General features: G+C 41.5%; 20 protein-coding genes and 1 pseudogene. 13 read left to right on the plus strand and 8 right to left on the minus strand.

The genetic code is table 11. The annotated features are described in order from the left end of the window. Nucleotides 1–50: 50 nt before the first annotated feature. From WA1_RS44740 to WA1_RS44760, 6 genes are all read right to left on the minus strand, one after another. Nucleotides 51–779, minus strand: coding sequence for an IS607 family transposase (locus tag WA1_RS44740; RefSeq protein WP_272819361.1), 729 nt, complete (start codon nucleotides 777–779; stop codon nucleotides 51–53). Between the two features lie 128 nt (nucleotides 780–907). Continuing rightward, complete coding sequence (locus tag WA1_RS44745; protein WP_017744035.1) at nucleotides 908–1,786, minus strand: hypothetical protein; 879 nt, start codon at nucleotides 1,784–1,786, stop codon at nucleotides 908–910. A 182-nt stretch (nucleotides 1,787–1,968) separates the two neighbouring features. Next, complete coding sequence (locus WA1_RS44750; protein ID WP_017744036.1) at nucleotides 1,969–2,163, minus strand: heavy-metal-associated domain-containing protein; 195 nt, start codon at nucleotides 2,161–2,163, stop codon at nucleotides 1,969–1,971. Between the two features lie 73 nt (nucleotides 2,164–2,236). After that, nucleotides 2,237–2,464, minus strand: coding sequence for a hypothetical protein (locus WA1_RS60965; RefSeq protein WP_272819362.1), 228 nt, complete (start codon nucleotides 2,462–2,464; stop codon nucleotides 2,237–2,239). Beyond that, nucleotides 2,445–2,747, minus strand: a complete 303-nt coding sequence (locus WA1_RS60970; RefSeq protein ID WP_017744038.1) for a hypothetical protein — start codon at nucleotides 2,745–2,747, stop codon at nucleotides 2,445–2,447. The genes WA1_RS60965 and WA1_RS60970 overlap by 20 nt, the downstream gene beginning before the upstream one ends. An 11-nt stretch (nucleotides 2,748–2,758) precedes the next feature. Next, the gene (locus WA1_RS44760; protein WP_017744039.1) at nucleotides 2,759–5,020 is read right to left on the minus strand and encodes a heavy metal translocating P-type ATPase; all 2,262 of its coding nucleotides are present in this window, start codon (nucleotides 5,018–5,020) and stop codon (nucleotides 2,759–2,761) included. Nucleotides 5,021–5,311: 291 nt separating this feature from the next. Here WA1_RS44760 and WA1_RS44765 point away from each other — a divergent pair, with 291 nt between their 5' ends. The 5 genes from WA1_RS44765 to WA1_RS44785 all read left to right on the plus strand — a co-directional run bounded on the left by WA1_RS44765 (nucleotide 5,312) and on the right by WA1_RS44785 (nucleotide 11,237). After that, entirely contained in the window at nucleotides 5,312–6,403 is a 1,092-nt protein-coding gene (locus WA1_RS44765) for a saccharopine dehydrogenase family protein (protein ID WP_017744040.1), read from the plus strand. Between the two features lie 222 nt (nucleotides 6,404–6,625). Beyond that, nucleotides 6,626–6,994: a hypothetical protein gene (locus WA1_RS44770; protein WP_148662893.1), complete on the plus strand. Its 369-nt coding sequence runs from the start codon at nucleotides 6,626–6,628 to the stop codon at nucleotides 6,992–6,994. 418 nt (nucleotides 6,995–7,412) lie between these two features. After that, a complete protein-coding gene (gene iscB, locus WA1_RS44775; RefSeq protein WP_017744042.1) occupies nucleotides 7,413–8,786 on the plus strand; it encodes an RNA-guided endonuclease IscB in 1,374 nt (457 codons plus the stop codon). Between the two features lie 185 nt (nucleotides 8,787–8,971). Further along, on the plus strand, nucleotides 8,972–9,670 hold the full coding sequence (locus WA1_RS44780; RefSeq protein ID WP_066613275.1) for a hypothetical protein: 699 nt from the start codon (nucleotides 8,972–8,974) through the stop codon (nucleotides 9,668–9,670). Nucleotides 9,671–9,785: 115 nt separating this feature from the next. After that, nucleotides 9,786–11,237 (plus strand): FAD-binding protein, encoded by a 1,452-nt coding sequence (locus WA1_RS44785; RefSeq protein ID WP_017744044.1) that lies wholly within the window; start codon nucleotides 9,786–9,788, stop codon nucleotides 11,235–11,237. Nucleotides 11,238–11,343: 106 nt separating this feature from the next. Here WA1_RS44785 and WA1_RS44790 read toward each other — a convergent pair whose 3' ends face one another. Continuing rightward, a complete protein-coding gene (locus WA1_RS44790; protein WP_017744045.1) occupies nucleotides 11,344–12,645 on the minus strand; it encodes a cation:proton antiporter in 1,302 nt (433 codons plus the stop codon). Nucleotides 12,646–12,988: 343 nt separating this feature from the next. On the opposite strand from WA1_RS44790, the gene WA1_RS44795 reads away from it, so the two are divergent. Beyond that, nucleotides 12,989–13,222 (plus strand): EF-hand domain-containing protein, encoded by a 234-nt coding sequence (locus WA1_RS44795; protein ID WP_017744046.1) that lies wholly within the window; start codon nucleotides 12,989–12,991, stop codon nucleotides 13,220–13,222. A gap of 252 nt (nucleotides 13,223–13,474) precedes the next feature. On the opposite strand, the gene WA1_RS44800 is transcribed toward WA1_RS44795, so the two are convergent. Beyond that, complete coding sequence (locus tag WA1_RS44800; protein ID WP_201789165.1) at nucleotides 13,475–13,825, minus strand: alpha/beta fold hydrolase; 351 nt, start codon at nucleotides 13,823–13,825, stop codon at nucleotides 13,475–13,477. 503 nt (nucleotides 13,826–14,328) lie between these two features. Between WA1_RS44800 and WA1_RS44805 the strand changes: the two genes are divergently transcribed. The 7 genes and pseudogenes from WA1_RS44805 (at nucleotide 14,329) to WA1_RS56210 (ending at nucleotide 18,097) form a co-directional block, all read left to right on the plus strand. Continuing rightward, nucleotides 14,329–14,550, plus strand: a complete 222-nt coding sequence (locus WA1_RS44805) for a hypothetical protein (RefSeq protein ID WP_017744048.1) — start codon at nucleotides 14,329–14,331, stop codon at nucleotides 14,548–14,550. A gap of 588 nt (nucleotides 14,551–15,138) precedes the next feature. After that, nucleotides 15,139–15,363 carry a hypothetical protein gene (locus WA1_RS44810; protein ID WP_017744049.1) on the plus strand — a complete coding sequence of 75 codons (225 nt, stop codon included), beginning with the start codon at nucleotides 15,139–15,141 and terminating at the stop codon, nucleotides 15,361–15,363. 323 nt (nucleotides 15,364–15,686) lie between these two features. Continuing rightward, on the plus strand, nucleotides 15,687–16,331 hold the full coding sequence (locus WA1_RS44815) for a hypothetical protein (RefSeq protein ID WP_017744050.1): 645 nt from the start codon (nucleotides 15,687–15,689) through the stop codon (nucleotides 16,329–16,331). Nucleotides 16,332–16,416: 85 nt separating this feature from the next. Then, a pseudogene (locus tag WA1_RS44820) lies at nucleotides 16,417–16,884 on the plus strand (transaldolase family protein); the annotation flags it as partial. 94 nt (nucleotides 16,885–16,978) lie between these two features. Beyond that, nucleotides 16,979–17,185, plus strand: coding sequence for a hypothetical protein (locus tag WA1_RS44825; RefSeq protein WP_017744052.1), 207 nt, complete (start codon nucleotides 16,979–16,981; stop codon nucleotides 17,183–17,185). Nucleotides 17,186–17,304: 119 nt separating this feature from the next. Beyond that, complete coding sequence (locus WA1_RS44830) at nucleotides 17,305–17,952, plus strand: hypothetical protein (RefSeq protein ID WP_017744053.1); 648 nt, start codon at nucleotides 17,305–17,307, stop codon at nucleotides 17,950–17,952. Between the two features lies 1 nt (nucleotide 17,953). Further along, entirely contained in the window at nucleotides 17,954–18,097 is a 144-nt protein-coding gene (locus WA1_RS56210; protein ID WP_201789166.1) for a hypothetical protein, read from the plus strand. The last annotated feature ends 82 nt before the right edge of the window (nucleotides 18,098–18,179 follow it).

Genomic DNA, 18,179 nt, shown 5'->3' on the forward strand with positions numbered 1-18,179 from the left:
TCCTTCGCTTGACTGTTTTAGTATACAAAAATGTCCCCGACATTTCCGATTTAGACATCATTCTTCATGGAATCTTCATCTAATTTTTCTACTTCTAAAGTTTTTCTGATCGGTTTTTCATACTTTCGCAAGCCGTAAAGCCTTGCAGAAAAACAATGCATGATTGCTAGCAGATCTTGCACTAACTCTTGTTGAGGAGAAAGCACGACTTGATTCAACACAATAACTTTACAATCAAATTGAGCACAAAGCCAAACTACAAGGTCAAAACCGAACCTGACCAACCGATCTGAATAAGCTACTACTATTTCTTTTACTTCGCGATTAATCACTCTTTCTAATATCGATAAAAGCTTTTTCCGCTTAAAGTTCAACCCCGAACCTACTTCGTAAATCATCTCTCCTTTAGGGTAGCGCGAGCGTAAAAAATCTAACTGCCGTTGCAAATCATCCTTTTGAGAATGCGTTGAGACTCGTCCATATATGATGACTGCTCGGTCGTCCTCCCCAATCATCTTTCTGAGGGAGGTCACATCGTATCGGCGATAACCACTCTCAGCTTTGATAAAGTCAATTTTCCCGGCGTCTGCCCACTTAGCTAGAGTTTTTGGATGAAAGCCTGTTAGTTCTGCGGCGTCTTTAGGACTGATATAAGGCATAAACTCAGAAATAGTATTAGATATCTTAAAATTAACACTAATTCCGACTTGTTCCATGAAACCGTTACTAGCTACGTCTCTTGCTTTAGCAGCCGCCATTTTAACATGGCGGTTTAGCACGATTGAGATACAGCAGCAATTTACAGCAGTTTTCAAGGTCTAAAACCACACCGCTGTGGCGTTTGATTCGTTGGGCGCTGTTCATACAAAGTTAGAAGCACGGGAGTTTTGCACTTCTCGTCTTACTGTTAAACAGCATTTATCCAAAAATCAGCTGTGACGATTTTACCATTGCGATTGAACTGACCCCAGAGCTTATACTTTCCTGCTTGAGGAAAGCTAGTTATAAAATGAACCTGTCCTGCGGGGGTATCTTTCAGCGCGTGAGCATGAATGTAATTTTCTGCTTTCAATGGATTTGACTGCCGTAAGATGACTAAATGTCCTCTTTCTCCCAAGTAAGGCTGCAAGTCTGTAAGCGGTTGATTATTAGAAGCATCTAGTAATTTAAACATCAAAGTAACTTCTTTACCTGCTTTCACAGTTGGTTTAGAAAGAGCGAGATTGATTTTAGTATCATTGAAAGTTTTACTGTGATTTAGGTCAATTTCTGGAGCAGCAATACTGTTTCCAGTAACTTGTGTTTTTAATACTGAGACTTGTTCTATTTGACCAGCAGGTTTGTAGTCACTAAAAAATGTGTAACCACCTGCTTGCGGAAAATGGGCTTCAACTTCAAACTGCCCATTTTCTTTATATGTGGGATGAAGATGACTAAAAAACTGAAGATCATCACTGACAAGAATGAGGTGCATTAACTTTTCTTGGAAAGTGTCAAAGTTTGCAATTGCTTTCCCATCAGAATCTTGAACGCCAATCACTATCGGAATATTTTTATTATGGGTAATGATGCTTGGAACTTTGAGTTTTGCCTGAGTAAATGCTTTCTTCCTATTACCCGCGCCACTTGTTGAATGTTCTCTGCGATCGCTCTCATCCATCGAATGCTCCTCATGCTGATGTGTGGCAGCAGATATTGGTTTCCCTTCTTCTCTAAGTAATAAGGAGCAACTTTGAGCTAGTATCAAAGTAGTTGTTATAGTAATTGCATTCAGAAATCGATTCATTGATTTTGCTCCATTTTTTAAACAGATAACTAACTCCTAGACAAATCGTCAGTGGGATCGGAAAAAGCTAGCCCATACGATTCACATCTCTTGCTAAAAGCAGAAGAACTTTTTTGAAATAAATATTTGACTATCAGCAATTAGTTAAATGCTAATTACTGATAGTAGAAAAGCTCAAATTCCTAAACAGATGGATAGCCGATAGCAGCTATTATTTCTTTAATTTTTGTCTCAGATACTTGAGTTTTTATACTGACAAGTTTTGTTTTTGGATCGGCTTGCACTGTGGCTGTAGAATCAATTGATTGAATTGCTTTGGTAATAGTCTTCGCGCAAGCAAAACAAGCCAGTTTGGGAACCGTTAGTTGCAGAGTCATAGTATTGAATTCCTTATTGAGGATGGCTAAGTCAAAGTCCGGTATTAGCAATTTATCAAAGCACTTGCTCAGATTATGACGTTGGAAGTTCTGGTGTTTTCACTGCTTTTGATGCTGACTCTGTAGGCAAAGAAAGCTCTGGTTGGATCTGGTGAGTAGATTGAGAAGTCGTTACTGGAGTTGCTTTTGCAGTGGAGTCAGTAGGTTGAACTTCTATAACTCCTCGGAACATATTCATCCCGCAGTTGAAGGTATAAGTACCTGCTTTGTCGGGTCTGAACTCAATGGATGTGACCTCCATCTACAGTAATGCTAACTTCTTGAATACCATCATGGGCTTCGGCTTTTTGGGACTTAGGTTTACTCAAGAGAAACCACCAGATTTCTAGTCCGATTAACCCCAAGCCGCCTGTTGTCACTGCACCTTTTACCCAGAATGGTTGCTCAATAGGGCGGAACTGAGTTGTCTGCGATCGCTCAGTCGTTGGCATTTCATGATTCATCTGTGTAACTGCTTTACCTGAGGCAACACTAAATACCAATCCTAAGCTTGCTATACTGCCAAGAATTACTTTACTCAACATTTGCTACCTCCTTATGCTACTGCTTTAGCTTGAAATTTACGCAAACGTAGCGCATTTGTCACAACTGAAACCGAGCTAAATGCCATTGCTGCACCCGCAATGATGGGGTTAAGCAACCAACCGAAGATGGGGAAGAGAATTCCAGCTGCAATTGGAATTCCAGCAACATTGTAGATGAAGGCGAAGAATAAGTTTTGTCGAATATTGCGAATTGTAGCGCGGCTTAATTGAATGGCAGTGACTATGCTTCGTAAATCACCGGAGATGAGCGTGATGTCACTGGCGGCGATCGCGACATCTGTACCAGTGCCAATTGCCATTCCCACATCGGCTTGGGCTAACGCTGGTGCATCATTGATACCATCTCCAACCATGGCCACAATCTTTCCTTCTGATTGCAGTTTCTGCACTGTAGCGGCTTTTTGCTCCGGGCGGACTTCTGCCAAAACGCGCTTGATACCAACTTCACGAGCAATGGTTTCTGCGGTGCGGCGATTATCACCCGTAAGCATCACCACTTCTAAACCTAGTTTTTGCAAAGCGCGAATTGCTTGTATGGAGGTGGGTTTGATAGCATCAGAAATACCCATCAATCCCTGAATTTGTCCGTCAACCGCAATCCAAATCGCAGTTTTACCTAAATACTCCAAACGCTCTTTATCTTGTTGCAAGGCTTGAGTGTTAATACCCAATTCTTCCATCCAGCGTTGCGTACCAATTTGCACAAGATGACCAGAAACTATACCCCGTACACCACTGCCTGTAATTGCTTCAAACTCCTTGACATCTACTAACTTCACTTCTTGAGATTGGGCGTATCTCACAACCGCTTCCGCCAGTGGATGTTCAGAATTGCGTTCCACAGATGCCGTAAGTTGCACCAACCTCATTTCGTTACCATTAGCAGTACCGTTAACGGTGACAAAATCGGTGACTGTTGGTTTACCCTGAGTAATGGTTCCAGTTTTGTCCAGCACGATTGTTTGGATTTTATGCGCTAGTTCCAAGCTTTCGGCACCTTTAATCAAAATGCCATTTTCTGCACCAATACCCGTTCCTACCATGACAGAAGTTGGTGTGGCTAAACCCAGCGCACAAGGACAGGCGATAATGAGTACTCCAACTGTGGTGATGAGTGCCAAAGTAACGTTGCCCGTGAAATTAAACCAAATGATGAAAGTCAGCAGTGCGATCGCAATCACCGCAGGTACAAACCATCCAGTTACTTGGTCTGCTAATCTCTGAATTGGGGCTTTGGAACCCTGTGCTTGCTGTACTAGCTGGACAATCTGCGCCAGCACAGTATCGCTTCCGACTCGTGTCGCCCGAAACTTGAAACTCCCAGTTTTGTTAATGGTAGCTCCAATCACTTCATCGCCTGGTTGCTTTTTCACGGGCAAACTTTCCCCTGTCACCATCGCTTCATCAATTGTGGATGCTCCCTCAATGACTTCCCCGTCAACAGGAATTTTCTCGCCCGGACGAACCAGTATCACATTTCCTATCTGTACTTCTTCAATTGGGACATCTACTTCTTGTCCATTGCGAATCAAACGCGCCGTTTTAGCTTGTAACCCAATTAGCTTGCGGATAGCTTCTGAGGTTTGTCCTTTAGCGCGATTTTCAAATAGTCTTCCTAGCAAAATCAGGGTCATGACGACAGCAGCAGTTTCATAATATACATCTTGCGTTAATCCCTGATTGATGAAAAAGCTGGGAAATAAGGTGGGAAACAGCGAATAAAAATACGCTGCACTTGTACCCAAAGCAATTAGGGTATCCATTGTGGCAGCATGACGTTTTAAAGCTTTCCAAGCATTGATGTAGAAGGAGTAACCACACCAGAACTGTACTGGGGTAGTGAGTATCAACTGCACCCAAGGATTATGCAACCACATGGGGATAAAGGGTAAGTGCAACCCTGTCATCATTGGCAGTGACCCAATGAGCAATACAATGCTAATGATGCCCCCCACCGTCACTTTTCGCATTAAATCGCGGGATTCTCTTAAGCGATGTCTTTTCTCAGCATCATCTTCTCCCGCCATCAGGTTTTGTTCTAGGAGTGGGTAGGCAGAGTAACCTGCTGCATCTACCGCCTCTTGAATGGCTTCTAAATCAGTTCTTCTAGGGTCATATTCAACTGTTGCCTGTTCTGCTCCAAAATTCACGATACATTCATTGACACCGGGGACAGAATTAATCGCGTCTTCAATGCTGCTGGCACAAGAGGCACAACTCATGCCGCGCAGTTTGAGTGTGGTATTCTCCATCTGACTGCTCCAATGACTAAATGGCGCTAACGCTCTTTCATCTTGAATGCTCCAGTACACTGGAGAGTCAAGGGTCGGGCTGAAAATTTTTTCAAGCGCATATTAGATGCGGCGCTATGAGTGCTTACACTTAGAGATGTAGATAATGAAAGCATCATGCGGAGACAGAGAAGAAACTTTAGAGTACCCACCGCTCCTATCTCCCATATTCTCCCCACCTCATACTCACTACCGATGACAAAAATCGCTAAAGATTGATGTAATAAAAATGCTGTGAATCGTACTGGAGCAATGACAAATCGGGTTTTGATTCTTGGAGGACGCGGACGGATTGGCAGTAGCGTTGCCCAGGATATTCTCACTCATACACAAGCAGAAGTTACTATTACTGGACGTACCCCAGATAACGGAAGCCCCAATCCGCGACTCCATTATCTGGTTTTAGATTTGGCAGATGTGGAGAAACTTAGAAAAGCGATCGCATCTTCTAACATAGTTATCCATTGTGCAGGTCCGTTTCATTATAGAGACGCTAACGTTCTTAAAATCTGTATTGAACAAGGCGTTCACTATGCTGATGTCAGCGATCACCGTTCTTTCACCAGAAAAGCCTTAGAGTATCATGATGCTGCTGTCAACGCTGGAGTGACTGCAATAATTAATACAGGAATATTCCCAGGTATTTCTAACAGCATGGTACGTCAGGGCGTAGAACAATTGGATGAACCAGAAAAAATTCATTTAAGTTATTTAGTCTCTGGTTCCGGCGGTGCTGGTATCACCGTCATGCGAACAACTTTTTTAGGCTTGCAACAACCTTTTGAAGCTTGGATAGATGGTAATTGGCAGATAGTAAAACCTTACAGCCAGCGCGAAAACATTGATTTTCCCAACCCATACGGTCGCAGTGGAGTTTATTGGTTTGATATGCCAGAAACCTATACACTGCCTCATGCTTATCCATCTGTCAAAACTGTTATCACTAAATTTGGCTCAGTTCCTGATTTTTACAATCACATGACATGGATAGCTGCTCATATTTTTCCCAAATGGGTCATGCAGCAGCGAAGTGCAATTGAATTTTTAGCTCATGTCAGTCACTTCATGACTGATGTAACCAATCGCTTTAGCGGTATTGGTGTAGTAGTGCGCTCGGAAATTACTGGTCAAAAAGATGGAAAAGAAGCTGTTTTTTGCTCGACTTTAGTGCATAGAAACACAGCAGTTGCTTCTGGTTGCGGTACGGGTAGTATTGCCCAAATGTTACTTGATGGAAAGCTGAAAAAACCTGGTGTGACACCAGTGGAAGAAGCATTGCCAACAAACTTATTTGAACAAGCCATGCAAAGCCGAGGCATCAAAATTAATCATGAATGGTTTTGATGCAAAATTGGGTTTGAATTTGAAACACTTCAAATCCAAAATCTAAAATCCAAAATCCAAAATCTAAAATCCAAAATCCAAAATAGCATAACCTTTCTTTTGGCAGAAGTCAAAGTTGCATCCAGACGCGTAATATTCCTGTGAGGCTAAGAGTGTGTATCAGTATTTATCCCTACACTCAGCAAATCCAACCGCACAATGTATAATCAGGAGGGTAGTCGTATGCAAACGTTTTTAGCCATTGTTAATAAAGCATTACGTCAAAGCGTTGTTGTTTTAGGGTTGATGCTTTTCATCAGCCTATCGGGTTTATTTTTTTTTACTCAGCAGCCTAGCTATGCCGTAACATCTCGTGCCAATCAACTAACACCAGAAGAAAAGATTGACCGCGCTTACGAATACAACGAAGCTGCTGGGCTGCGAGAAGAAGATAGACAAAAAGCTTACGAACAAGCCATCGAAGACTCTAACAGCCCTAAAACCATAGAGAAAACTTACGAAAGAAATATAAAAGCTGAAGAACAAGAAAATCAGAGTCCCAACATCCTTGAACAAACTAAAGAATTAGTCGATCAAGTCACAACAAAATAAGCATCGGATGGGCATGGGGCATGGGGCATTTGTAATTGATGATTCTCCCTTGTCCCTTTCCCTAAACCCAAAAAACCCTTACCCCCATGAGATTTTTAGCCTATAAATAGTTCAAAAAGTAGTACAGATTAACAGCCGTAGTGAATAAACGCTCAAGAGAAGTACACAAAACGGAGCAATTCGTAATAAATCGGAGTCATTCGATTTATTGACTTCACCATGACTCAGCGTAGAACTGTTTATTCTGCGTTACCTGCAAAGGTTTAAGTCCGCTTTTAAATCATGACTTAATGGGATTTGCCAGTCCCAAGCGTCGAGGGAGGAACATGGCTGCTTTGTGCCAGTGCAACACCGAACCTTTTCGAGAAGTTTAAAAGCAGTGTCGAGGCATACCATACCCCGTAAGGGAGCTAATCAAATGATTACTAATTCCGTATTCGTCGAGAGTAAAAATGGCAAAATACTAAAGCCAACAACACCTGCAAGAGCGAGAATTCTACAATCTGTTGGCAAAGCTAAAAAGCTGAAATTATTTCCATTTACTTTAATTTTAGAGAAGGAGGTAGATGAAGATGTAGAACCGTATTTAGAACTGAGGATCGATCCAGGCTCAAAATTTACAGGCATTTCTCTAGTGGATTTAAATAAGAATGAAGTCATCTGGGCGATGGAATTAGAACATCGGGGTCTAGCCATAAAAATGGAGATGATTAAAAGAGCAGGTGTTCGACGTTCTAGAAGGTCAAGAAGACTTCGCTATCGCCAAAAGAGATTTGACCGGAAAAGACCAGATGGCTGGCTAGCACCGTCTTTAAGACACAGATTGTTAACCACTGAAACTTGGATAAAAAGGTTACTGAAATTAGCACCAATTAAATCCATTGCAATTGAATCGGTTAAATTCGACTTGCAAAAAATGGAGACACCAGACATAGAAGGCATTGAATACCAGCAGGGGACACTATGGGGTTACACCTTACGCGAAGCACTTCTAGAACACTGGGGTAGAAAGTGTGTTTATTGCGGTAAGACAGACGTTCCCTTACAGATAGAACATATTAATGCACGAAGTAAAGGTGGTAGTGACCGATTTTCAAATCTCACATTATCTTGCGAGAAATGTAACCAAAAAAAAGGAAATAAATCAGTAGAACAATTTCTTAAAGCTCAACCGGAAATCCTCAAAAAAATTAAATCGCATCAGAAAAAGTCATTAAGTGATGCTGCTGCTGTTAACTCTACCCGTAAAGCCATATTTGAAATGGCGCATCAATTCGGATTACCAGTTATCAGTGGGAATGGTGCATCTACAAAGATGATTCGGATTAAAAGTGGATTGCCAAAAGCTCACTGGATTGATAGTGCTTGTGTAGGAACATCAGAAATAGTTAAATTGTGTATCTATCAACCATTGCGCGTTACTTGCAAAGGACACGGTACAAGACAAGTACAAAGAATGAATGCTAAAGGCTTTCCCGCCATAGCCAGCATTAAAAAGAATCCCATTACTGGTAAAAAAGAAGTTAAGCTAGTAGCCAAAAATCAGAAATATACTCATGCGACAGCTGGTGACTATGTGATTTGCAATTTGCTGAAAGATCGGAAACACATTAAAGCGGGAATTTATCGAGCTAGAATTAAAACTCCAACTCAAAAAGGGGTAGAAGTGCTAATTAGCGATCATCGGATTGCTGTAGATCGACACTACATTAAACTAATTCACCGCTCTGACGGTTATGAATACAGTTTTACTACGATTGACCAAGATTTACTACGTTTTAGCGCTATTTGATAACATGACAAGTGAAGCTTCGTTGTAATGTATGTGGTGCAATAATTTACTTTCCCAGTTGAGACTCTTTATTTTTGTTATGGCTTAAGCCGAATGCTGTTTCTAAAGAAATATAAAGACAGCAAACTCAGGCGATCGCTTCAAATGAAGATTGATTTTGAAGCAATATAGTAGTCATCTCAAAAATGAAAACCGATATCTTTAAGTGGGTTGTCATCTGTGCTTTGTGTGCTTTCCTAACAACTTCGCTCCCCGCCTTTGGTCAGGTTAAGAGCACACAGAATTCCTTTACAAACGAAGCTCTCAAAATCCCAACCGCAAAGGCGTTTCCCAATTTTCCCTTGGTATACTTTGGATCGGGAAGGTTTAAGGAGGTCGGCAATCCCCAAAATCAATTGGTGTCTACGTATGAGTTTGATATAAAGCAGGGCGTCAACCGCGAACTCGCCTACTATATTGACAAGGAGATTCTGATCTACAACGTATATGACCTCGACCCATCTGATGGTAAAGACCCAGATAAAGAGTACTTCATCCAAAAAGATCCGAACACCGGGGTGACTACCTGTACTCTCAACCCCTTACCACTGCCTAATGTCTTTAGTCGCGACTGGTGGTTAGCCAACAACATGGTTTACAAGGGCACAACTACCATCAACGGGTTCGCTGTTGATTGCTGGACGGGCGTTATTCCCGGAACGGAAATACCCAGTCGGTTCTGCAATCGCGCCGACAAATACCCCGAGTTTGCTCCTATTCTCAAGAAAATCGGAACCTTCGAGTTCTACGATCACTATGGCGAGTCTAGGGAGGACTTCCGCTACCCCACAGACTTTTTCAAGGTGCCGGAACTTTGCGATGCCAACAGCCAACAACATTCTTGATTTTCTAAGCAACCAAGCGCGAGCGATCGCCTTAAAGCAAAAACAGCACGAATAATGCCTATAGCAGTGACGACTCCACATTCATGCTTGGTTTACCCATGACAACTATATTCTTATGAAGAACAATATCTCGCGTCGCAATACTTTGCAAGGTTTGATTGCTAGTGCTGTTATCGTTAAATTTGATACAGTTAATCGTTCCTGGGCAACATCTGCTAACGCTATAGACTCGTTTGTCAACCTACCGCCTTTAGATGGAGTACTTTACACTGATGATGCCACACGCGCAAATGCGAGTGATGATTTTGGTCACCTAGTGCATCGTCACCCAAAAGCCGTACTTCAACCAGGTTCGATTGATGATATCGTCAACATTATCAGATTTGCTCGTACTCACAGCCTTAAGATTGCCGCACGCGGTCAGGGTCACTCCTGCTACGGTCAGGCACAAGTAGAAGAGGGTGTAATCATTGATATGAGTACACTAAACACAATCCATTCTATTAGTGCAAAACAAGCTGTTGTTGATGCTGGGATAGTATGGAGTCAGCTATTGCAAGCAACGCTACAGCAACAATTGACACCACCAGTCCTCACTGATTACACCGAACTGTCGATTGGAGGAACCTTGTCAGTAGGCGGCATTGGCGGCGCGAGCCATCGCTATGGCGTACAGGTTGATAATGTGCTATCTCTTCAGGTTGTGACAGGTGAGGGTAAGCTAGAAACTTGTTCTCCCGATCAAAACCGCGATTTATTTGAAGCAGTACTAGCCGGTTTGGGTCAGTGTGGAATTATAGTACGGGCGACAATTCGGCTAATCGAAGCCTTCACCCATGCCCGTGTGTTTCTTTTGTATTACGATGATTTGACTACATTGATTCATGACCAACGCTTACTAATTACTGAAGAACGGTTTAACTATGTAGAAGGTCAGGTAGTATCTGATCCTAATGGAGGATGGCGTTATATGTTAGAAGCGGCTAGCTTTTACACCCCACCTAATGAGCCAGACAACACCAGTTTACTGGCTTCTTTGAGCTATACTCCGGGTACAGAACAAATAGAAGACAAATCTTACTTCGACTTTCTTAACCGTTTGGCAGAAACTGTTGCTTACCTCAAATCCATCAACATTTGGTCTAACCCTCATCCTTGGATTAATCTCTTCGTACCGAGCACAGCCGTTGAGCAATATGTTGGCGAGATTGTTTCTACTTTGACACTGGTTGATACAGGAAATGGTCCAGTTCTGCTGTACCCTGTCAAAACTGATCGTTTCAAGCTGCCTTTATTTCGGACACCTAACGAGCAGGTTGTGTTTCTCTTTGCTATTCTAAGGACTGCACCGCTTGATGATGCTACAGTTCGCAAAATGCTTGATGACAATCGAAGATTTTTTGAGAAAAACCGCGATATTGGCGGTACTCGCTATCCCGTAGACGCTATTAAATTTTCTGACTCGGATTGGCAACAGCATTTTGGTTCAGCCTGGAGCAGATTGATAAATGCCAAGCGACGTTACGATCCTGACAATTTGCTGACTCCCGGTCAGGGTATTTTTTAAAACTTTGTTCTAAGTGCTTGCCTGGATGCTATTCGTTCTAAACCTTTTCTATCCAAGATTTTTAGCCTAGAATTAGTTAAAAAAATAGTACGGCAGATCTAACTCCTTATTCAAATTCCTTCACTGTAGCTGGGGGTGAGGCATTGCGATTTTCAGGAGAAAGATTTCGCTCATACCAACTCATAAGTGGAGTGGCGCTGATGCCATGCACAATGACAGAAACTACTATCGTAGTGTAGGTAATCCAACCGATTTGCTCGCCAAGACTGTTTTTCAAACCGTTACCATATGCGTAGGCAAGATAGTATAAAGAGCCTACACCCCGAATACCAAACCAGCCAAATAACCAACGGGTTCCTGGATGCATTTTTCTATGGTGCCGATGTCCAGAAGGTTTACCAATTGTACTTATCCAAGCACCCACTGGTCGAATGACAAAGAACAGTAAAGCTATTACTAATAATGATTGGGTAGCATAATTCAGCATTGGTTTAAATAACAAAATTGAACCTAAAACTAAAATTGTGCCAATCTCTAAAAGCTTTTCAACTCGCTCTATAAATTCCAATTTGGCCAGAGATTTTTCTGAATTTCTATAACTTCTTTGAAAAATTAACCCGGCAACAAACACTGCAAGAAATCCATAACCATTGACAAATTCTGTTAGTGAATACGTGACAAAAATTGTCCCAAAAGCAATAAAATCTTCCATTAATGCATCAGCAGGTCGTTGTCTTTGAATTTTTTTATCAATCCAAACGATCGCTTTAGCGACAAGAATACCCATAGCTATGGCAGCAGCGATCGCCCAAATTAAATCAACAGCAACCCATTGTTTAAACCAGTTTTCCCAGTTCTTATCTTTTAAAGCATAAAGACCAAAATAAACAAAAGGAAAGGCTAAGGCATCATTTAACCCGCCCTCTGATGTTAAACCAAAACGTAACTCATCTTGGTCATTAACATCAGTCAATTGCACTTCTGAAGCCAATACAGGGTCAGTGGGGGCAAGAATTGCTCCTAGTAAAATTGCCCCTCCCCAATCCATACCTAAAAAAACTTTCCCGACAATAGCAAGCCCAAAAATTGAAATTGGCATTAAAAATCCAATGAGTCGTGCTGTAATATCCCAAGCCCCTATTTTGAGGGGACGCACAATTTTTAAACCGCAACTAAATACAGAGATAATCACTACAAACTCTGTTAGCCGTTCCAACAATTCGGCGTTGAAAACTCCTTCACGGCGCAATTGAATGAGCTTAAAGCCGTAAGGACCAAGAAGAATACCAACTAAGAGATAGATCAGAGCAAAAGAAAGCGGTAAGCGTGAAATCCAGCCAGACAGTAAGGTAACTACTAGTAACAGTAGACCTATAATAAATAGATCAATAATATAAATATCTACCATAGAAATTTATATAAAAAATAGGGAGTTGCTATGAAAGTCTAGGGCGATAGCTTTTATTTCAACATAACCTTGCGATAGATTTGTCAAAAATACTTTATACAGCGATCGCGGTTATTGTCTAAGCCATGACTGAAAATTAGCTGTATCTCTTGTTGAGTAAGAACTTTGGCTCGACCGTGCCGATTGATTTTCATTGTCCCAACTGTAGACCCTGTATCACAGCCTACACCCGATCTAAGACCCAGCGATCCCCGTTTCTACGTCTAAGGATATAAGTTTGTTGTGTTGAATTTTGAGATATTAATGAGATATTAAATTGAAAAATTAATTCAGATAGAAACTTATGGCAACCGAGCAAGAGCTTCAATCTCTTTTTAATACCTTAGATCGCGATCTAGACGGCAAAGTCTCCATTAATGAGCTTTTTTTAAGTCCTGGCTTAAGTGCAATCATCTCATCAGAAACAAATACCAGTAGCCCCCAGGAGTTACTAGTAAGGTATGATTCAGACGAAGACGGTAGTATTACCTTTGAAGAGTTAAAGGAAGCAGTTGAGAAAGCAAATAATTTAACCTAGCAGTCAAAAAACCCAATACCCAAAATCCCTCTCTAGCCCACGCTTTGAGGGATTTGCAATTTCTAGGTCATTGGCGACTCGCTAGCCCTTCAGGATGACCTTGGAGGTGAAAGGCTGGCTGTAGGCGATTGTGGGGGAGAGGAGCGATAAGCACTCTTTCGCGTCATTTCGATTGCCCTTCGCGGTATCATCTCCGGTATAGATGGCGCGGGAATCCCGGTACTATCTACCAGAATTACACTTCTGACTTTTTCACCGAACAAATGTAGATAAAGTAATGGCAATACCGCCACCAAATGAGTGTCCTACTACATGAAATTGTTGTAAATCCAAAACTTCCAGAAATGAAAGGAGAAATTTGCTATAGCTAACGTAATCGGGAATTAGCTCAGAGTAAGTCGATCTCCCAAAACTGGGCAAGTCAGGAGCAATTATGGTATGATAAAGTGCTAGTAGTTTCAGTACTTCAGTATAAGGCTCAGTCGAAATTCCCCATCCGTGTAGAAATAGGATGGGGATTGAACTCGACTCCAACCTACTTTGCTGATAAAAAATAGTGCAATCTTGTAAATCAACCCGATGATTAGTTAATTGGGATTTCAAAACCACAACCTCATTCACACTTGACTCGATAAATCACTTAAGCGTGTTATATAACAGTAGCAAGCCTACAGGGTTGACGAACCTTTCTCAAGGATTATATAAGTCCTGTTAGGGAAGATATCGGTTTTTTTGACTAAAAAGAGGCGTCCACGCGTACAAAGTTATTTAGTGCGATCGGCTGGGTACAGCTTGCGCCGAGTTGTTAATCTTTACTGTGTGCCTGTTTTTTCCCGATGTCTCCCCCTATTAAATCAGTGTGGGAGAGAATGTATTAATAATTACATAAAAGCTTAATAATATATATGCCTAATGGTCGTATAACATCTACTGTCACTAAGTAAAACTAGGATTAAGTTCGTAATCTAAATTCAATTCCAGCCCTGCACCTGCACCTGCACCTACTTTTGAACGCGTACCTCTTGTTGTAGGGCTTTTCTTTATTTAATGTTATCTAACTTAAAGATTAATCCATTCGGACGAGGTAGTTTTTTACAGAATTAGTAATGAGTATACCGTGGTATGTGGCAGTACATTCCCACCCTTTAGCTAAAGGGAATTATTCTTACGCGATTGCTATCCATAACATATTAGAGCGCAACCCATTCCCCATTGCCGACTTTGACTCATGCCTGTTCGGCTATTACTCTACATCACTCCAAGCACTGAATGCCGCAGTTGAGGAAGCAAAGAAGAGAGCATCTGACTTTAGCAAAAACATCAAATAATTAGAAAGCCAATTACTCCTTTTCCGCCCGAAAACTACCTATTTAAATGAACCGCACAAGGGCGCAAAGAGCAAGGGAGAAAGAGGAAAAGAAATCGGTAATCTTATAGCGGTTCGAGAGTAACATCTTCCTCGCAATTTGTGTTTAAATTGAGTATTTCGTGATGTATTGCCAAATTGTCAAACGGGAGATTAATGAACAGTGGTGGCAAGAGTAAGGATGGTTCTTGCGTACTTAGCTTGACTCAAAAATATTAATTTGTGAGCCTTTTATATCCTTCTATATTTTTATTTTTAAGCTAAGAGATGCTATTTGATAAACCATCTTCCAAAAGTTGTATATGACCAACCAACTGACCCTTGACATTTGTGACCTGTTTCTAGCATTAAACTAGAGTATCCAAAGAGCCATTTTGTGTCATATTAGCTACGTAAGTGTTTAAAAATCTAGTGCTCACCATGCAATTCAATAAATTAAGTACTCTTTTTTCGATCTCTATCTTAAGGTTAGTAAAAGAGAGAAACAAAGTAGGATAATGTTAAATACCAGTCTAGCTATTAATTTGTTTATCATTAGTAAAAAAATGCCATGTTTCTTCAAAACAAACAGACTGGTACCTTAGTAGAAATACGTGACTTAGAAGCACTGACCGCTCTTCTAAAAACGACTGTAGTTGCTCAAGGTCAGGCAGGGCAAGAGAAACAAGATCCAGAAGAATTTGAGCAACAGAATTTAGTTTTCCCTTCTGGTGAAAGTCTTCCATGCTGTTGGGTAGATGAAAACTATGAAACACTTGAAGGTTTAGATAACTAGAATAACCTCAGTACAAACATTGTATTTATATAATTGGCTGAGGTTAGACATAGGAAATTAAACTTCTATGGACGTGTTTACTTCCGTGATGCTCAAGGTCGTGCTAACTGGGTAACGCCGCTATCATAAGGCATTCGTGTTCCTGAATCAGAAGTGCAACAATACCGTGATTTCCAAGGGTATAATAACAGTCCAACAGGGCGAGACTTGAGAGGTTTAGGTCAAGCTCCAGCACCAACATTTTAAATGGTGAGAATCCGTAAAAATGTGTAGCTACCACATTAGTCTAAAAATTTAGTGGCATTAAGCCTTAGGAGAAACAAATGAATTTATTGGAAAGTATTTTCGGTGGTAATCGAGAAGCAGAAAATGACTACCGCAATTTTATTAATCGCTATGAGCAAGGTTCACCCTCTGAGGGATACACGGATGAGGAAGTCTTAGGTCGTTATCAGCAAGTATCCAGACAATTACCTCCAGACCTTTATCAAGAATCTGCACAAGAAGCTTTTAGCCGGATGTCACCACAAGAGCGAATGCAGTTTGGACAGTATTTTCAACAACAATCACGCTCTTCAAACTTGAATTTCCCCGATCTCAACCAAGATGGTATAGACGATCGTCTTCAAGACCCAAATTATCTTGCTCGAGCAACAGGTAGAATTCATCAACAACAACCAGATCTGCTCGGTCAAATCTTTGGAGGTGCGACAGGTGGTTTGATGGGTGGTCGAGGTAGTAACATTTTTGGCAATCCATTAGCGAAAGGCGCGATGGCTGGTATAGCTGCTCTTGCCATGAAAAAGCTGTTTGAAAGAGGGGGACAGGCAAATTATGGACAGTACGGTGATATCCGCCCAGCTAGCGAAGATCCCTATGGTGACCCGGCTGATTACGGACAATACGGTAACATCCGTCCAGCAAGTGAAGACCCCTATGGCGATCCTGCGGATCAACAGTACCGCTAGTAACGTCAACTAAGCAGAGGAAATATCTGATGTGATTCGCCAAGCACGAGTAGATGAGAACGGAAATCGAATTTGGTGGTAAGAGATGGTAAGCAACCCACTGTTAACAATTAAAGATTACGGTCAGAGTATCTGGATGGATAATCTGACCCGTGACTTGATTAAATCTGGTGAACTTGAACGCATGGTTTTGAGTCGGGGTATTTGTGGGATCACTTCTAACCCGGCAATTTTTGAAAAAGCGATCGCAGGTAACGCGCTATATGATACTGGTATCGAAGCAGGAATTCGTGCAGGTTTACCTGTCTACAAAATTTACGAATCCCTCATCTTTGATGATATCCGCAATGCCTGCGATATTTTCCGACCTATTTATAAAGAGTCAGGTGGTTTGGACGGCTATGTGAGCATCGAAGTCCCCCCGACGATTGCTCACAACACAGAAGCCACGATTGAAGAAGCGCAACGCTATTATTATGAGATTGGGCAGGAAAATGTGATGATTAAAATTCCCGGTACTCTCAGTGGCGCACCCGCAATAGAACAGGTTATAGGATTGGTGAAAGAAAAAAAAGGTTAGGCTATTGTTATAACCAGTTTGGCTGAGCAAGTTCGTTCAACATTCATTAAAACAAAACAACTTCACCATGTTCTTACAAAATAAGCAGACCGATAGTCTAGTAGAGATCCGTGACCTAGAGGCATTAATTAGTGCTACAAAAAATACTGTCCTTGGTCAATCTCAGCAAGGAGAAGAGGAACAAGATCCTGAACAATTTAAGAAAGAAAATTTAGTATTCCCTTCTGGTGAGAACCTACCACGTTGTTGGATAGATGAAAATTATAGAAAATAAAGGCTTAGAGTAAGAGTGATAATCTCAATGCAAATATCTATACTTATATAGTTGACTGAGGTTAAATAAAGGAAATTCAAGTTGAATCTAAATAAACCTTAGCAAAAGTAGAAGCGTCTATGACATACGTAAATCGAAATGTGGATAATATCGTTACTGAGCCTGCTATTGTTAATCAATCGAGCGATTACCACGACCGTGTTCGTTGGGGTTCAATTATTTCTGGTTTGTTAGTTGCCATAGCGACTCAGTTGATTTTGAGCGCTTTATTTGGTGCAATTGGTGCAGGCACTGTTGAAGGTTCTGGTAGACCTAGAACAATTGCAGATAATGTTGCTGGTAATGTAGGAATTTGGTCAACTATTGGTTTGTTGATTTCTCTATTTACTGGTGGTTGGGTAACAGCTCGTGCTTGTGGTCCAATGAATCGCAATACTGCTCTTCTCAACGGTGCGATTCTTTGGGCAACAACCTTAGTATTAAGCTCTTGGTTACTAGCAAATGGTGTCTCAGGTGCTTTTGGTGTTGCGGCTTCCAATGCTGGAGAAGTTGTTAACCAAGTACAACAGCAGGGTGGTGTGAACTTACCGCAGAATGCACCTAACATATCTGCTCAACAAGCGCGTGATGTTGCTGCAAATGTACGTCAAGGATTGTGGTGGTTTGTCTTCGGTTCCTTGTTAGGTTTACTTGCCTCAATGATTGGCGCTGTTGCTGGCGCTCGCAGCCCTCGCGTACATAGGAGCGAAGTATACACTAATACGTAATTTGAGGCGATCTCTCCTAGGGCTAGACATCCGCCTTCATCCCAATGTGGCTTCTTCGGGAGTGCGTTGGTGGGAAATTGATGTGACTTGGTGGACGATTCAAGCTTTGAATATTTTGGTTTTAGCTAAAAAAATTGTGTCTTGACGCACGTTCGCGGCATTGACTTACCCGATAGTACTGGTATTAAATTTGGCAATTCAGGTGCGAAGCAATAAAACAAGATGAA

The sequence above is a fragment of the Scytonema hofmannii PCC 7110 genome (assembly GCF_000346485.2).
GTDB lineage: Bacteria > Cyanobacteriota > Cyanobacteriia > Cyanobacteriales > Nostocaceae > Scytonema > Scytonema hofmannii.

Excerpts from the sequence above, each read along its gene's own strand:
- WA1_RS44830 (WP_017744053.1), top strand. The coding sequence starts at position 17,305 with ATGACATACGTAAATCGAAATGTGGATAATATCGTTACTGAGCCTGCT.
- WA1_RS44785 (WP_017744044.1), top strand. The coding sequence starts at position 9,786 with ATGAAGAACAATATCTCGCGTCGCAATACTTTGCAAGGTTTGATTGCT.
- WA1_RS60965 (WP_272819362.1), bottom strand. The coding sequence starts at position 2,464 with ATGGAGGTCACATCCATTGAGTTCAGACCCGACAAAGCAGGTACTTAT.
- WA1_RS44765 (WP_017744040.1), top strand. The coding sequence starts at position 5,312 with ATGACAAATCGGGTTTTGATTCTTGGAGGACGCGGACGGATTGGCAGT.
- WA1_RS44815 (WP_017744050.1), top strand. The coding sequence starts at position 15,687 with ATGAATTTATTGGAAAGTATTTTCGGTGGTAATCGAGAAGCAGAAAAT.
- WA1_RS44750 (WP_017744036.1), bottom strand. The coding sequence starts at position 2,163 with ATGACTCTGCAACTAACGGTTCCCAAACTGGCTTGTTTTGCTTGCGCG.
- iscB (WP_017744042.1), top strand. The coding sequence starts at position 7,413 with ATGATTACTAATTCCGTATTCGTCGAGAGTAAAAATGGCAAAATACTA.
- WA1_RS44825 (WP_017744052.1), top strand. The coding sequence starts at position 16,979 with ATGTTCTTACAAAATAAGCAGACCGATAGTCTAGTAGAGATCCGTGAC.
- WA1_RS44810 (WP_017744049.1), top strand. The coding sequence starts at position 15,139 with ATGTTTCTTCAAAACAAACAGACTGGTACCTTAGTAGAAATACGTGAC.
- WA1_RS44745 (WP_017744035.1), bottom strand. The coding sequence starts at position 1,786 with ATGAATCGATTTCTGAATGCAATTACTATAACAACTACTTTGATACTA.
- WA1_RS44805 (WP_017744048.1), top strand. The coding sequence starts at position 14,329 with ATGAGTATACCGTGGTATGTGGCAGTACATTCCCACCCTTTAGCTAAA.
- WA1_RS44760 (WP_017744039.1), bottom strand. The coding sequence starts at position 5,020 with ATGGAGAATACCACACTCAAACTGCGCGGCATGAGTTGTGCCTCTTGT.
- WA1_RS44790 (WP_017744045.1), bottom strand. The coding sequence starts at position 12,645 with ATGGTAGATATTTATATTATTGATCTATTTATTATAGGTCTACTGTTA.
- WA1_RS44795 (WP_017744046.1), top strand. The coding sequence starts at position 12,989 with ATGGCAACCGAGCAAGAGCTTCAATCTCTTTTTAATACCTTAGATCGC.
- WA1_RS44770 (WP_148662893.1), top strand. The coding sequence starts at position 6,626 with ATGCAAACGTTTTTAGCCATTGTTAATAAAGCATTACGTCAAAGCGTT.
- WA1_RS60970 (WP_017744038.1), bottom strand. The coding sequence starts at position 2,747 with ATGTTGAGTAAAGTAATTCTTGGCAGTATAGCAAGCTTAGGATTGGTA.
- WA1_RS44780 (WP_066613275.1), top strand. The coding sequence starts at position 8,972 with ATGAAAACCGATATCTTTAAGTGGGTTGTCATCTGTGCTTTGTGTGCT.